The 12738-nt window shown below is 70.9% G+C and carries 16 protein-coding genes and 1 pseudogene; 14 read left to right on the forward strand and 3 right to left on the reverse strand.

Annotation, left to right across the window (positions count from 1 at the left end):
* Positions 1-48: 48 nt before the first annotated feature.
* Positions 49-816 carry a CDP-alcohol phosphatidyltransferase family protein gene (locus C1I97_RS03035; protein ID WP_111001669.1) on the forward strand — a complete coding sequence of 256 codons (768 nt, stop codon included), beginning with the start codon at positions 49-51 and terminating at the stop codon, positions 814-816.
* Between the two features lie 25 nt (positions 817-841).
* Here the strand turns inward: C1I97_RS03035 and C1I97_RS03040 are convergent, their stop codons facing one another.
* Positions 842-1231, reverse strand: a complete 390-nt coding sequence (locus C1I97_RS03040; RefSeq protein ID WP_111001670.1) for a PLD nuclease N-terminal domain-containing protein — start codon at positions 1229-1231, stop codon at positions 842-844.
* Between the two features lie 143 nt (positions 1232-1374).
* Between C1I97_RS03040 and C1I97_RS03045 the strand changes: the two genes are divergently transcribed.
* The 11 genes and pseudogenes from C1I97_RS03045 to C1I97_RS41000 all read left to right on the forward strand — a co-directional run.
* A complete protein-coding gene (locus tag C1I97_RS03045) occupies positions 1375-1644 on the forward strand; it encodes a hypothetical protein (RefSeq protein WP_111001671.1) in 270 nt (89 codons plus the stop codon).
* Between the two features lie 82 nt (positions 1645-1726).
* On the forward strand, positions 1727-3184 hold the full coding sequence (locus tag C1I97_RS03050) for a menaquinone biosynthesis decarboxylase (RefSeq protein WP_111001672.1): 1458 nt from the start codon (positions 1727-1729) through the stop codon (positions 3182-3184).
* Complete coding sequence (gene mqnP / locus C1I97_RS03055) at positions 3181-4083, forward strand: menaquinone biosynthesis prenyltransferase MqnP (RefSeq protein ID WP_111001673.1); 903 nt, start codon at positions 3181-3183, stop codon at positions 4081-4083. Before C1I97_RS03050 ends, mqnP begins: the two co-directional genes overlap by 4 nt.
* A 121-nt stretch (positions 4084-4204) precedes the next feature.
* Complete coding sequence (locus C1I97_RS03060; RefSeq protein ID WP_111001674.1) at positions 4205-4651, forward strand: lipoprotein; 447 nt, start codon at positions 4205-4207, stop codon at positions 4649-4651.
* Positions 4652-4774: 123 nt separating this feature from the next.
* On the forward strand, positions 4775-5425 hold the full coding sequence (locus C1I97_RS03065) for a UbiX family flavin prenyltransferase (RefSeq protein ID WP_111001675.1): 651 nt from the start codon (positions 4775-4777) through the stop codon (positions 5423-5425).
* A 106-nt stretch (positions 5426-5531) separates the two neighbouring features.
* Positions 5532-5987: an Lrp/AsnC family transcriptional regulator gene (locus tag C1I97_RS03070; RefSeq protein ID WP_073951669.1), complete on the forward strand. Its 456-nt coding sequence runs from the start codon at positions 5532-5534 to the stop codon at positions 5985-5987.
* Positions 5988-6035: 48 nt separating this feature from the next.
* Complete coding sequence (mqnE, locus tag C1I97_RS03075) at positions 6036-7199, forward strand: aminofutalosine synthase MqnE (protein WP_111001676.1); 1164 nt, start codon at positions 6036-6038, stop codon at positions 7197-7199.
* A 47-nt stretch (positions 7200-7246) separates the two neighbouring features.
* Complete coding sequence (locus C1I97_RS03080) at positions 7247-7921, forward strand: UdgX family uracil-DNA binding protein (protein WP_111001677.1); 675 nt, start codon at positions 7247-7249, stop codon at positions 7919-7921.
* A 16-nt stretch (positions 7922-7937) separates the two neighbouring features.
* Positions 7938-8462: a GNAT family N-acetyltransferase gene (locus C1I97_RS03085; protein WP_111001678.1), complete on the forward strand. Its 525-nt coding sequence runs from the start codon at positions 7938-7940 to the stop codon at positions 8460-8462.
* Positions 8463-8583: 121 nt separating this feature from the next.
* Entirely contained in the window at positions 8584-8883 is a 300-nt protein-coding gene (locus tag C1I97_RS03090; RefSeq protein ID WP_111001679.1) for a DUF4229 domain-containing protein, read from the forward strand.
* A 268-nt stretch (positions 8884-9151) separates the two neighbouring features.
* Positions 9152-9496: pseudogene (locus C1I97_RS41000) on the forward strand (long-chain fatty acid--CoA ligase); the annotation flags it as partial.
* Here the strand turns inward: C1I97_RS41000 and C1I97_RS03100 are convergent.
* Together C1I97_RS03100 and C1I97_RS03105 are read right to left on the reverse strand one after the other, a co-directional pair.
* Positions 9493-10233, reverse strand: a complete 741-nt coding sequence (locus C1I97_RS03100; RefSeq protein ID WP_111001680.1) for a class I SAM-dependent DNA methyltransferase — start codon at positions 10231-10233, stop codon at positions 9493-9495. The pseudogene C1I97_RS41000 and the gene C1I97_RS03100 sit on opposite strands and share 4 nt — an antisense overlap.
* 188 nt (positions 10234-10421) lie before the next feature.
* On the reverse strand, positions 10422-10625 hold the full coding sequence (locus tag C1I97_RS03105; protein ID WP_003992177.1) for a cold-shock protein: 204 nt from the start codon (positions 10623-10625) through the stop codon (positions 10422-10424).
* A 369-nt stretch (positions 10626-10994) separates the two neighbouring features.
* On the opposite strand from C1I97_RS03105, the gene C1I97_RS03110 reads away from it, so the two are divergent.
* Together C1I97_RS03110 and C1I97_RS03115 are read left to right on the forward strand one after the other, a co-directional pair.
* A complete protein-coding gene (locus C1I97_RS03110) occupies positions 10995-11843 on the forward strand; it encodes a menaquinone biosynthetic enzyme MqnA/MqnD family protein (protein WP_111001681.1) in 849 nt (282 codons plus the stop codon).
* 61 nt (positions 11844-11904) lie between these two features.
* Positions 11905-12738 (forward strand): serine/threonine-protein kinase (locus C1I97_RS03115; RefSeq protein ID WP_258382395.1); only part of this gene is annotated, 834 nt, incomplete at its 3' end.

The following is a 12738-nucleotide window of genomic DNA, read 5'->3' on the forward strand; positions in this document are numbered from 1 at the left end:
CGCCGCGTGTGCGGCAGCTGGACCCGGGTGGGTGGGAGGGGAACGGTCATGGTCGCTGCTCCGGTCCTGGAGGAGCTGCGGGAGGTCTGCCAGCCGCGGGCGAAGCTGGCGAGCCGCAACGGCGAGCACTGGGCGGGCCGCCTGTACATGCGGAAGATCTCCCTGCGCCTCACCCGGCAACTGGTGCGCACGCCCGTCACCCCCGACCAGCTGACCTGGACCATGGTGGTGTGCGGGATCGCCTCCGGGGCCGCGCTGCTGATCCCGGGCCTGACCGGTCCCGTCCTGGCCGCCGTGCTGATGCAGCTCTTCCTGCTCTTCGACTGCGTGGACGGCGAGGTCGCCCGCTGGAAGGGCCGGAACAGTGCCACCGGCATCTACGTCGACCGGCTCGGCGCCTACCTCGCCGACGCCGCCCTGATGGCGGGCGCCGGCTTCCACGCGGCCCGCTCCGGCTTCGGCGGCTGGGTGTCCCTGGGCCTCGCGACCGCCCTCGGCGTGGTCCTGCTGAAGGCCTCCACCGACCTGGTGGACGTGGCCCGCGCCCGGCGCGGCCTGACCGTCGTCGACGACGAGTCGACCCGGCCGCGCTCGCAGGGCGTGGCCGCGGTCCGCCGGCTGGCCGCCGCCTTCAAGCTCCACCGCCTGACCAACGGCATCGAGGCGTCCCTGCTCCTGCTCGCCGCGGCGGTCGGCGACACGATCACCGGCGGCGCCGACGTCACCCGCTGGGCCCTGATCGCCCTCGCCGCCATCACCTGGGTGATGGTCCCGGCCCACCTGCTGTCGATCCTGTCGTCGTCCCGGCTGCGCTGAGGAGCGCCGAGGAGCCCGGGAGGGATCAGCTGTCCTTCGGCTCCTCGCCGTGCTCCTTGCGGCGCAGCTCCTCCTCGCGGCGGCGCAGGTCGGCCTCCCAGTTCTTCAGGAGCTGCTCGTCCTTCTCGTTCTCCTCGGCGAGGGACTTCAGGAACTCGGGGTTGTCGTCCGGGGCGACGTACTGGGTCCGGTGGTTGCGGTGCCACTCCGAGGGGGTGCGGCCGTTCGCCGCGAGCTGCCGGTCCTTGCCCGCGGCGAGCCAGACGATCGAGCCGACGATCGGGAAGAGCAGGATGATGAAGACCCAGGCGACCTTGGGCAGGTGCCTCACCTCGTCCTCGGGCGTGTTCAGGCAGTCGATGAACGCGAAGATCGTCAGTGCCAGCGGCACGAGGATGGTCAGCACCCTGAGCATGTCGAGAAATCCCCTGGAGAACGACGGCGGGGCTCTGCGACGACGGCCCCGGTGACGGGGCCAGAGTAGCCGGTGGCGAAAATACGGGTCCGGCGGTCAGCCGTCAGGCCGTCAGATGGTCAGACCGTCAGGGGGAGGGGCCCGTGCATCCGGCAGCCGTCGAACAGAACTTCCGTGTCCGCGCCGAACGTCTCACCGGCTGGGGAGCCGTGCTCCTCGGCGTCACCATGCTCCTGTGGTGCTACGCGGCCTGGCAGGTGTTCACGTCCGACCGGGACTGGCAGCGGCCGGTGACCGCCCTGGTGCTGGCCACCCCCCTCGCCACCGCGGGCGGCGTCCTGCTCGCCACGGGCATGACGGCCACCCGGCTGCGCCGGCACCACGACGACCTGGAGCGGGCCGCCCGGGACTGATCCGCGCCGTCCGGCGGTACGGGGCGGCCGACGGTACGGGGCGGTCGCGGGCGCCACAAGTGCCTCGGCGATACTGGGACACATGGCTTACGACGATCTTCGCTCCCTGCTCAGGGCGCTGGAGCGCGAGGGTGACCTCAAGCGCATCAAGGCCGAGGTCGACCCGTATCTGGAGGTCGGTGAGATCGTCGACCGCGTGCAGAAGTCCGGCGGTCCCGCACTGCTCTTCGAGAACGTGAAGGGCTCCGCCATGCCGCTGGCCATGAACGTCTTCGGCACCGACCGGCGCCTGCTGAAGGCCCTCGGCCTGAAGTCGTACGGCGAGATCACCGAAAAGATCGGCGGGCTGCTGCGGCCCGAGCTGCCGCAGGGCTTCGTGGGCGTGCGCGAGGCCTTCGGCAAGCTCGGCGCGATGACGCACGTACCGCCGAAGAAGGTGAAGTCGGACAGCGCCCCCGTGCACGAGGTCGTCCTGCACGGCGACGACGTCGACCTCGACCGGCTGCCGGCGCTGTTCACCTGGCCCAAGGACGGCGGCTCCTTCTTCAACCTGGGCCTCACCCACACCAAGGACCCGGAGAGCGGCATCCGCAACCTGGGCCTGTACCGCCTGCAGCGCCACGACAAGCGCACCATCGGCATGCACTGGCAGATCCACAAGGACAGCCGCAACCACTACCAGGTGGCGGCCCGGCGCGGCGAGCGGCTGCCGGTGGCCATCGCCTTCGGCTGCCCCCCGGCGGTGACGTACGCCTCGACCGCTCCGCTCCCCGGCGACATCGACGAGTACCTGTTCGCCGGCTTCGTCGCGGGCAGGCGGATCGAGATGGTCGACTGCAAGACCGTGCCGCTGCAGGTCCCGGCGAACGCCGAGGTCGTCCTGGAGGGCTGGCTGGAGCCGGGCGAGATGCTGCCCGAGGGGCCCTTCGGCGACCACACCGGCTTCTACACCCCGCAGGAATCCTTCCCGGCGCTGGCCATCGACTGCGTGACGATGCGCAAGCGCCCCCTGCTGCAGTCGATCGTCGTCGGCCGGCCACCGACGGAGGACGGTCCGCTCGGCCGCGCGACGGAGCGCTTCTTCCTCCCCCTGCTGAAGATCATCGTCCCGGACATCGTGGACTACCACCTCCCCGAGGCCGGCGGCTTCCACAACTGCGCGATCGTCTCGATCGACAAGAAGTACCCCAAGCACGCCCAGAAGGTGATGCACGCCATCTGGGGGGCACACATGATGTCGCTGACCAAGCTGATCGTGGTCGTCGACGCCGACTGCGACGTGCACGATCTGCACGAGGTCGCCTGGCGGGCCCTGGGCAACACGGACTACACCCGCGACCTCACGGTCGTGGAAGGCCCCGTCGACCACCTCGACCACGCCTCCTACCAGCAGTTCTGGGGAGGCAAGGCGGGCATCGACGCGACGAAGAAGCTGCCCGAGGAGGGCTACACGCGCGACGGCGGGTGGCCGGAGATGGTGCTGTCCGACCCGGAGACGGCGGCGAAGGTCGACCGCCGCTGGAAGGAGTACGGATTGTGAGTTCGGCGTCCGCTGCACTGCCGCAACCAGGACGTACCAGGGCCTTTCTGCGCCTGGTCATGATCGAGCACTCGATCTTCGCGCTGCCCTTCGCCTACATCGCCTCCCTCACGGCGATGTACGAGGGGGACAGGACCATCCACTGGGGCAGGCTGCTGCTGGTCACGGTCTGCATGGTGGGTCTGCGCACGTTCGCCATGGCGGTCAACCGGATCATCGACCGGGAGATCGACGCCCGCAACCCCAGGACCGCGCACCGCGAGCTGGTCACCGGCGCCATGTCCGTCCGCCACGCGTGGACCGGCGCCCTGATCGCCCTGGCGGTCTTCCTGGGGGCGGCGGCCCTGCTGAACCCGCTGTGCCTGGCGCTCGCCCCCCTCGCGGTGATCCCGATGGTGGTCTACCCCTACGGCAAGCGGTTCACGAACTTCCCGCAGGCCATCCTGGGCCTGGCCCAGGCGATCGGCCCGGTCGGCGGCTGGCTGGCGATCTCCGGCGCCTGGTCCTGGGAAGCGGTGATCCTGGGCCTGGCCGTCGGCATCTGGATCGGCGGCTTCGACCTCATCTACGCCTGCCAGGACGTGGAGACCGACCGCGAGATCGGCGTCAAGTCGGTCCCGGCCCGCTTCGGCATCCCGGCCGCCATCCGGGGGGCGAGGGCCTGCCACCTGATCACCACGGCCCTGTTCGTCTGGTACGCCCTCGCCACCGGCGCCGGCGCCTTCTTCTGGCTGGGCCTGGTCGTCGTCGCGGGCGCGTTCGTCTACGAACACACCATCGTCCGCCCCCACGACCTGTCCCGCCTGAACCGGGCGTTCTTCAGCGTCAACGGCTTCATCGGCATCGCGCTGTTCGTGTGCGCGCTGCTGGATCTGCTGGTGCGCGGGCTGACGGTGTAGAGCGCCGGGTGCGCGTCGGCGCGGCCCCGTAGAGTGCGGCCGACGACTGCGGGCGCCCGGCCACCAGGAAGGCGATCCCTGGCCGACGGCGCCCTCCCGGGCACCGTGGCGAGGTACTGACGTGCGACGCATCCTGCTCACCCTCGGCACGGCGGTGGCCCTGACCGGCTGCTCGGTCTTCGGCCAAGCCCCCGTGTGCACCTTGATGGACATGGACTCGGGGGTCTCCGTGGTGTGGCGGCCCGCCGACTTCGGCGGCACGGACGCGGCGACCGTCCGCGTATGCGTGGAGGACAGGTGCGTGGAGCGGGCGTCCGGCGACGCGGACGTCCCGTTCGCGCGGGTGTCGGTCCGGCTTCCGGACGACATCGGTGCCACCACCGTGCCGGTGCGGCTGAAGGTGACGGCGGCGCGGGACGGCCGCGTCGTCGTGGAGGACAGCCGCCGCATGCGGCTGGCGAAGCAGCAGCCCAACGGTGCCTCCTGCCCGCCCACGGTGTGGACGGCGGCCTTCCGCGCCCACCCCGCCAAGGGGCTCACCTCACCCAAGGGCCTGTCCCTGCGGTGAGGCGACCCGGGCGCCGGAGCCGGCCGCTTGGCGCCGGGGCTCTCGTGAAGGTGTCCGGCCGGTCCTGAGTTCGGCCCGCTTCGCCGGTAGGCTCGACGTGTGAACGTAGGAGAAACGCAGCGCGTGCCTTGGATCGTGGGGGTGTCCGGGGCTTCCGGCACCCCGTACGCGGCCGCTGTGCTGCGGGCGCTGATCGACGCCGGTCAGAGCGTCGACCTGGTGGTCAGCCGGGCCTCGCGGCTCACCCTGCTCGACGAGACCGGCATCTCCTTCCGGGACGCCCACTGGCAGGACGACCTGCGGGAGTGGCTGTCCCGGGGGGCCGACGGCAAGCCCGGCACGTTCGACGTGGACGTCACGGGGGTACGGCACTGGAGCGCCGGTGACCTGGCGGCCGGGCCGTCCTCCGGGTCGTACCCGGCGAAGGGCATGCTGATCGTGCCCGCCTCGACGGCCTGCGTGGCGGGGGTCGCCCTCGGACTGTCGAAGGACCTGCTGCAGCGGGCGGCGAGCGTGACCCTCAAGGAGGGCAGGCCGCTGGTCGTGGCCGTACGGGAGACCCCGCTGCACGGCCAGACGCTGCGGCACCTGGTGACCCTGGACGACGCGGGCGCCACCGTCCTGCCCGCCTCGCCCGCCTTCTACGCCGGAGCCACGCACATCCAGCACCTGGTGGACTTCGTGGCCGGCCGGGCCCTGGACGCCGTGGGCGTGCCCCACCGCCTCTACCGCCGCTGGGAGGGTGAACTGGGCGGCGGCTCCCCACCTTCGTGAGCGACAGGCAGCAAGAGCAACACCGTTAACACCAGTACGACTTGACACACTTCAGGAACTTCTCGGGGTCCCTCACCGGATCTCTTCAGCGGAAGGCTTCGATCGCATGGACGCGGTGGACAGGCAGCTCATCCAGGCCCTGAGGGAGAACGGCCGGGCCTCGTACGCGGAGCTGGGGCGCCTCGTCGGCCTGTCGGGACCGAGCGTCACCGACCGCATCAACCGGCTGGAGGCGGCCGGTGTCATCACCGGCTACCGCGCCACCGTGGACGCCGCCTCGCTCGGCCTCGGCGTCACCGCCCTGGTCGGCATCTCGCTCTCCGACGCCGCCGACCACGAGGACGTGGCGCAGCGGCTGAAGGACCTGCCCGAGATCGAGGACTGCTGGTTCATCGCGGGCGACGACTCCTTCATGCTCAAGGTGCGCGCGCCGGACGTCGACGGACTGGAGAGCATCATCCGGAGGCTGTCCGGCACCAAGGGCGTCTCCCGGACCCGTACCACGATCGTGCTCTCCACGAAGTGGGAGAACCGGGTGGGTGAGCTGCCCGAGGAGGTCTAGCCACCCGGGCGTACGGTTGTCGGAGTCTTTGAGGAAAGAGGTAGGGGCATGGACGTCGGGCTCAAGCGCGAGCTGGAGGAGAAGGTGCGGGTGGGCGTCCGCCTGACCCGCGAGGACGGCATCGCGCTGTACGAGTCGGACGACCTGGCGTGGCTCGGCGGCCTCGCCCACGAGGTGCGCACCCGCAAGAACGGCGACGTGGTGCACTTCAACGTCAACCGGCACCTCAACATGACGAACGTGTGCACCGCGTCCTGCGCCTACTGCTCCTTCCAGCGCAAGCCGGGCGAGAAGGACGCGTACACGATGCGCATCGAGGAGGCCGTGAAGCTGGCCGGGGCGATGGAGTCGGAGAACCTCACCGAGCTGCACATCGTCAACGGCCTGCACCCCAATCTGCCGTGGCGTTACTACCCGCGCTCCCTGCGGGAGTTGAAGGCCGCCCTGCCCGGCGTGTCGCTGAAGGCGTTCACGGCCACCGAGATCCACCACTTCGAGACGATCTCCGGGCTGAGCGCGAGCGAGATCCTGGACGAGCTGATCGAGGCCGGGCTCGAGTCCCTGACCGGCGGCGGCGCGGAGATCTTCGACTGGGAGGTCCGGCAGCACATCGTGGACCACCGGACCCACTGGGAGGACTGGTCGAGGATTCACCGGCTGGCGCACGAGAAGGGGCTCAAGACCCCCTGCACCATGCTCTACGGCCACATCGAGGAGCCCCGCCACCGTGTGGACCACGTGCTGCGGCTGCGTGAGCTGCAGGACGAGACCGGCGGCTTCCAGGTCTTCATCCCGCTGCGCTACCAGCACGACTTCGTGGACATGAAGGACGGCAAGGTCCGCAACCGCCTCCAGGCCCGTACGACGATGGCGACGGGCGCCGAGGCGCTGAAGACCTTCGCCGTCTCCCGGCTGCTGTTCGACAACGTCCCGCACGTCAAGGTCTTCTGGGTGATGCACGGCGTGCAGACCGCGCAGCTCGCGCTCCAGCATGGTGCCGACGACATGGACGGCTCGGTCGTCGAGTACAAGATCACGCACGACGCGGACAACTTCGGCACCCCGGACAAGCTGACCCGCGACGACCTGCTGGAGCTGATCCGCGACGCGGGCTTCCGCCCGGTGGAGCGCAACACGCGGTACGAGATCATCCGGGAGTACGACGGCCCGGACCCCGCGCGCCGCGAGTCGCCGCAGCCCATGCGGGTGTGAGCCGGCGCGGGCCGTGACGCCGGTGGCCGGGCGGGTACCCGTCCGGCATGGCCACCACGAAGCCGAAGGCCGCCGGGGCGCCCGGGGAGCCCGAGGACGCCTACACCGCCGAGCCCTTCGTCCCGGCCCACGCGGACCTGGCCGCCCTGCGCGAGGCGGCGGCCGGCTGCCGGGGCTGCCCGCTGCACCGGGACGCCACGCAGACCGTGTTCGGCGCCGGGAACGCCGGCGCCCGGGTCATGCTCGTCGGCGAGCAGCCCGGGGACCAGGAGGACCGGCGGGGCAGGCCGTTCGTCGGGCCGGCCGGGAAGCTGCTGGACAGGGCGCTGGCCGAGGCGGGCATCGACCCCGACGAGGCGTACGTCACCAACGCGGTCAAGCACTTCAAGTTCACGCGGGCCGGACCGGGCGGGCGCCGTATTCACAAGGCGCCCACCCTGCGGGAGACGAGGGCGTGCGGGCCCTGGCTGGCGGCCGAGCTGGCGCTCGTCGGGCCCGAGCTGATCGTCCTGCTGGGCGCGACGGCCGGCAAGGCGCTGCTGGGCTCGTCGTTCCGGGTGACCGAGGTGCGCGGGACGGTGCTGGAAGAGGAGATCCACGGGCGTCCGGAGCGGCTCGTCCCGACCGTGCACCCCTCGTCCGTGCTGCGGGCGGACGACCGGGAGGGGGCGTACCAGGGGCTGGTCTCCGACCTGAAAGTGGCTGCGAGGGCACTGGCGTAATAGATACTATGCGTCAATGCCCCTTACGTTCACCCTTGATCCCGCCGTCGATCCCGCCCTGCGCGACGGCATCCTCGACCTGTGGACCGACGTGTCGAACGCGGGCGGTGCCGTGGGCTTCGTGCCGCCGGTGACGCGGGAGGCGATACGGCCCGAGCTGGTGAAGCAGTTCGCGACGCTGGCCGAGGGACGCGCCCGGCTGCTGGTCGGTCACGACGAGGAGGGGCGGGTCGCCGCGACGGCCTTCCTGACCTTCAACACCCACCGACTGATGACCCACTGGCTGTGGCTCTACACGGTGATGGTGCATCCCCGCCACCAGGGCCGGGGCTACGGCCGGGAGCTGATGGCGGCCGCGGCGGACGCGGCCCGCGGCTTCGACGGCATCGAGGCGATCCGGCTCGCCTGCCGGGGCGGGCTCGGCCTGGAGCGGTTCTACGCCTCCTGCGGCTACAAGGAGGTCGGCCGGGTGCCCGGCGCCGTCCGGGTCGCGCCGGGCGACGACCGCGACGACGTGACCATGCTGCTGCCGCTGCCCTGAGGCCGCTGACCTGACCTGAGACTTTGCCTCCCCTTGGTACCCCCTTTCACGGTCGGGTGCCGGCCGTGCTTCACTGGACGTTGCCCTAGTGGAAATGTCCGGAACGGAAGAGTGGATTGAGATGCTCCGCTACACGCTGATGCGCCTCGGGATCTTCGTGGGCTGCCTCGGGGTCGTCTGGGGCCTCGTCTACTCCGGCATCGCCCCGCGCGGCCTCGGCAGCTCCAACGGCCTGTGGATCCTCCTGCTCGCCATGGTGATCTCGGCCCCGATCAGCTTCGTCGCCCTGCGCAAGGAGCGGGACCGGGCATCGGAGCAGGTCGCCCGGCGGGTGGACCGCATGAAGGCGAACTTCGACGCCAGCGCCGGCCAGGAGGACGCGGCCGACGACCGGGCGCGGGCGCAGGGCCAGGCGTCCTGATCCGGTAGATCCGGTTCCGGTCGGCCTGTTCGGCCCGGTCGGCGGGCCTGGGCAGCCTCGTGGAGGGCCGGGCCCGGACCCCGTCCGCGGTCCGAGGGTCAGGTGAGCAGCGGAAGCACCTCGCCGGTCAGGTGGGTCCGCTGTCCTGGGACCCTTCCCGAACCCGTACGAACTCCTCATGAGGGCGCCGTACGATCCCGCTTGCAACCGGCGGTAACACCCGCGGGCGCGTGCCGCCGGTGAACGACTCGGTGCGCACAGCGCGTACACCAGACGCATCGGGCGCCCGGACGACGACGGGTATCCCCTGATCACGGCGGGCGTCAAGAACGTGGCCCCGACTCCCCTGGAGAACTGGCTGCGCTCCCCTCCCCTGATCTCCCCGTGCAGGGTCCTGGGCGACGGCCGCCCCTACGTCTCCGCCCTGATCACCCTGGACCCCGAGGGCATCACCCACTGGCGCCGGATGAACGGCAGACACCCGGTCCCCGCCGAACTCCTGGCCGGTGCCCCCGACTTGCGTGCGATCCTGCAGCGAGCCGTGGACGAGGCCAACCAGCTGGTCTCCCGCCCCGAGTCCATCCGCCGCTTCACCGTCCTCCCCGCGGACTACGGCTTGTGGGCCGTCAGGAACGCGTGCGGGGACGACTCCGCGACCGTCTCGTCCCGCTCTCGTACGGTGCTGGAGCGGAGGGCGAAGCCGGCCGCCGTCAGCAGCTCGGCGATCCGCTCCGGGCGGCGTCGCCGGAAATCCAGGGAGACCGGGTGGCCGAAGGGCTCGGAGAGGTGGCGCGGCTCGTCGCCGACCTGGAAGGCGAGCAGCAAGTGGCCCCCCGGCGCCAGGACGCGGTGGAACTCGGCGAAGAGGCCGGGCAGGCGGTCGAAGGGAGTGTGGATCGTCGAGTACCAGGAGACGACGCCCGCCAGTTCTCCGTCCGGGAGGTCCAGGGCCAGCATCGAGCCCTGCTCGAACCGCAGCCCCGGGTTCTCCCTGCGGGCCACGGCGAGCATCGACGCCGACAGGTCCAGACCGAACACGGACAGCCCCAGCGAGTCCAGGTGCGCGGTGACCCGCCCGGGCCCGCACCCGAGGTCGGCCACCTGTCCGCCCGCGCCGACGAGCTCGGCGAAGGCCGCGAGCAGGGCGCGCTCCAGGGGCCTGGCCGCGAGGTCCCCGCGGAAGTGTTCGGCGTAGTCCTCGGCGATGGCGTCGTAGAAGGTCCGGGTGGTGGTGAGGAAGTCGGTGCCGGAATCCGTGTCGGGGTCCGTGTCTGTTCCGGTGCCTGTGCCTGTTCCGGTGCCTGTGCCTGTGCCTGTGCCTGTGCCCGTGTCTGTGTCTGTGTTGGTCATGGCCGTGGACGTTAGCGGGGCCCGCTGACGGCGGGCGGGGTTCGCGGGTCATTCAGGCCACCTCTGCCGCGGCCCGCCATTCCTTTCCGGGAGCGTATGGGGGAGTTCGCCGGGAATTCACCGGACCGTATGCGGACAAAGGCAGGAGCCCCGCCGCCGGACGGCGCGGGGCTCCTTGGGTACTGCTCTCAGACCGGGGTGACGTTCTCCGCCTGCGGGCCCTTCGGACCCTGGGTGACGTCGAAGCTCACCTGCTGGTTCTCTTCGAGGGAGCGGAAACCGCTCGCGTTGATCGCGGAGTAGTGGACGAAGACGTCGGGGCCGCCGCCTTCCTGGGCAATGAAGCCAAAGCCCTTTTCGGCGTTGAACCACTTCACGGTTCCGGTAGCCATAAGCCCTCCCTGGGCTCAAAGGGTCGCCCTGCTCCAGAACCTGCAAGTGTGAAAACGAAATCGCCGCACAACTGCATACGTCTGAAAACGACCAGAGCCCGCGGTCACATGCTCCGCAGGCTCTGTACTGCAAGGGAAACCAAACTGCAACTTGCTTGCGAGCCTAGCATGCGGGCAGCCGAACGCAATAGAGGTCAAGATCACGTCACCCGGATGTTTGAAGGTTCTGGTGAGAGGTTGACGCAGAGAGAGCGGATCGGCCCGACAGAAGAATGGCACGGAATCGGCCAATCGAGGCAACCGGGTGGGCGCGGAGGCGGAGAAGGGGGCGGCGGCAGGACCACGCCGGGGAGGGTCTAGTCTCGCGATGTGGACAATTCTCGCAACCGGCCGCGCGTCGGCCACATTCAGTTCCTCAACTGCCTTCCCCTGTACTGGGGGCTCGCGAGAACGGGCACGCTGCTCGACTTCGAGCTGACGAAGGACACCCCGGAGAAGCTCAGCGAGCGGCTGGTGCGGGGTGACCTCGACATCGGGCCGATCACCCTCGTCGAATTCCTCAGGCACGCGGACGATCTGGTCGCCTTCCCCGACATCGCCGTGGGCTGCGACGGCCCGGTGATGTCGTGCGTGATCGTCTCGCAGGTCCCGCTGGACCGGCTCGACGGCGCCCGGGTCGCCCTCGGGTCGACCTCCCGCACCTCCGTCCGCCTCGCCCAGCTGCTGCTGGCCGAGCGGTACGAGGTCGCGCCGGACTACTACACCTGCCCGCCCGACCTGAGCCTGATGATGCAGGAGGCGGAGGCGGCGGTGCTCATCGGCGACGCGGCCCTGCGCGCCAACCTGCACGACGGCCCGCGCTACGGCCTCGACGTGCACGACCTGGGACAGCTGTGGAAGGAGTGGACGGGCCTGCCGTTCGTCTTCGCGGTCTGGGCGGCACGCCGCGACTACCTCGAGCGCGAGCCGGACATCACCCGCAAGGTCCACGAGGCCTTCCTGTCCTCCCGCAACCTGTCCCTGGAGGAGGTCGGCAAGGTCGCCGAGCAGGCGGCCCGCTGGGAGGCGTTCGACCAGCAGGTCCTCGAGCAGTACTTCACCACCCTCGACTTCAGCTTCGGCGGCCCGCAGCTGTCGGCGGTCGCCGAGTTCGCGCGGCGGATCGGCCCGACGACCGGGTTCCCGGCGGACGTGAAGGTGGATCTGCTGCGGCCGTAGAGCCGCGGCGCACTACCCTGCTGTGAGACGTACGGGGGCGTACGGGGGAGGGGTGGACACCATGCACCCGCTGGAATCCGACGAGCCCACCGCCGTAGGCCCCTACCGGCTGCTCGGCCGGCTGGGCTCCGGCGGAATGGGCCGCGTCTACCTGGGCCGCAGCGCGGGCGGCCGCACGGTCGCGGTGAAGATCGTGCACCCGCACTTCGCGCTCGACGAGGAGTTCCGCGCCCGCTTCCGCCGTGAGGTCGAGGCCGCGCGCCGGGTGGGCGGCGCCTGGACCGCGCCGGTCCTGGACGCCGACCCCGAGGCGCCGGTGCCCTGGGTCGCCACCGCCTACGTGGCCGGCCCCTCCCTGACGGCGGCGGTCGCGGAGACCGGTCCGCTGCCGCCGCACTCCGTACGGGCCCTGGGCGCCGGCCTCGCCGAGGCGCTGGCGGCGGTGCACGAACTGGGCCTGGTACACCGCGACGTGAAGCCCTCCAACGTCCTGCTCACCGTCGACGGCCCCCTCCTGATCGACTTCGGCATCGCCCGCGCCACCGACGGCACGGCCTCCCTGACCTCGACCGGCGTCTCGATCGGCTCGCCCGGCTACATGTCGCCCGAGCAGATCCTGGGCAAGGGCGTCACCGGAGCGGCGGACGTCTTCTCCCTGGGCGCGGTCCTGGTGTACGCCGCGACCGGCGCACCCCCCTTCCCGGGCGACTCCTCGGTGGCGCTCCTGTACAAGGTGGTCCACGACGAGCCCGAACTGGACGGGCTGGACGGGGACTTGCGGGAACTGGCGGCGGCCTGCCTGGCCAAGGACCCGGCGGCCCGCTGGGTTTCAGCAAGGTCTCGGTGGAAGGCCCGGCGAGCTCCGCGAACCCCGTCCCGGCGAGCTCCGCGAACC

This window comes from Streptomyces sp. NTH33 (genome assembly GCF_003236365.1).
GTDB lineage: Bacteria > Actinomycetota > Actinomycetes > Streptomycetales > Streptomycetaceae > Streptomyces.

What these genes read in the sequence shown, in the direction of transcription:
- C1I97_RS03040 (WP_111001670.1), bottom strand. Translation starts at nt 1,231, where the DNA reads ATGCTCAGGGTGCTGACCATCCTCGTGCCGCTGGCACTGACGATCTTC.
- mqnE (WP_111001676.1), top strand. Translation starts at nt 6,036, where the DNA reads ATGGACGTCGGGCTCAAGCGCGAGCTGGAGGAGAAGGTGCGGGTGGGC.
- C1I97_RS03085 (WP_111001678.1), top strand. Translation starts at nt 7,938, where the DNA reads ATGCCCCTTACGTTCACCCTTGATCCCGCCGTCGATCCCGCCCTGCGC.
- C1I97_RS03105 (WP_003992177.1), bottom strand. Translation starts at nt 10,625, where the DNA reads ATGGCTACCGGAACCGTGAAGTGGTTCAACGCCGAAAAGGGCTTTGGC.
- C1I97_RS03100 (WP_111001680.1), bottom strand. Translation starts at nt 10,233, where the DNA reads ATGACCAACACAGACACAGACACGGGCACAGGCACAGGCACAGGCACA.
- C1I97_RS03080 (WP_111001677.1), top strand. Translation starts at nt 7,247, where the DNA reads ATGGCCACCACGAAGCCGAAGGCCGCCGGGGCGCCCGGGGAGCCCGAG.
- C1I97_RS03070 (WP_073951669.1), top strand. Translation starts at nt 5,532, where the DNA reads ATGGACGCGGTGGACAGGCAGCTCATCCAGGCCCTGAGGGAGAACGGC.
- C1I97_RS03035 (WP_111001669.1), top strand. Translation starts at nt 49, where the DNA reads ATGGTCGCTGCTCCGGTCCTGGAGGAGCTGCGGGAGGTCTGCCAGCCG.
- C1I97_RS03090 (WP_111001679.1), top strand. Translation starts at nt 8,584, where the DNA reads ATGCTCCGCTACACGCTGATGCGCCTCGGGATCTTCGTGGGCTGCCTC.
- C1I97_RS03050 (WP_111001672.1), top strand. Translation starts at nt 1,727, where the DNA reads ATGGCTTACGACGATCTTCGCTCCCTGCTCAGGGCGCTGGAGCGCGAG.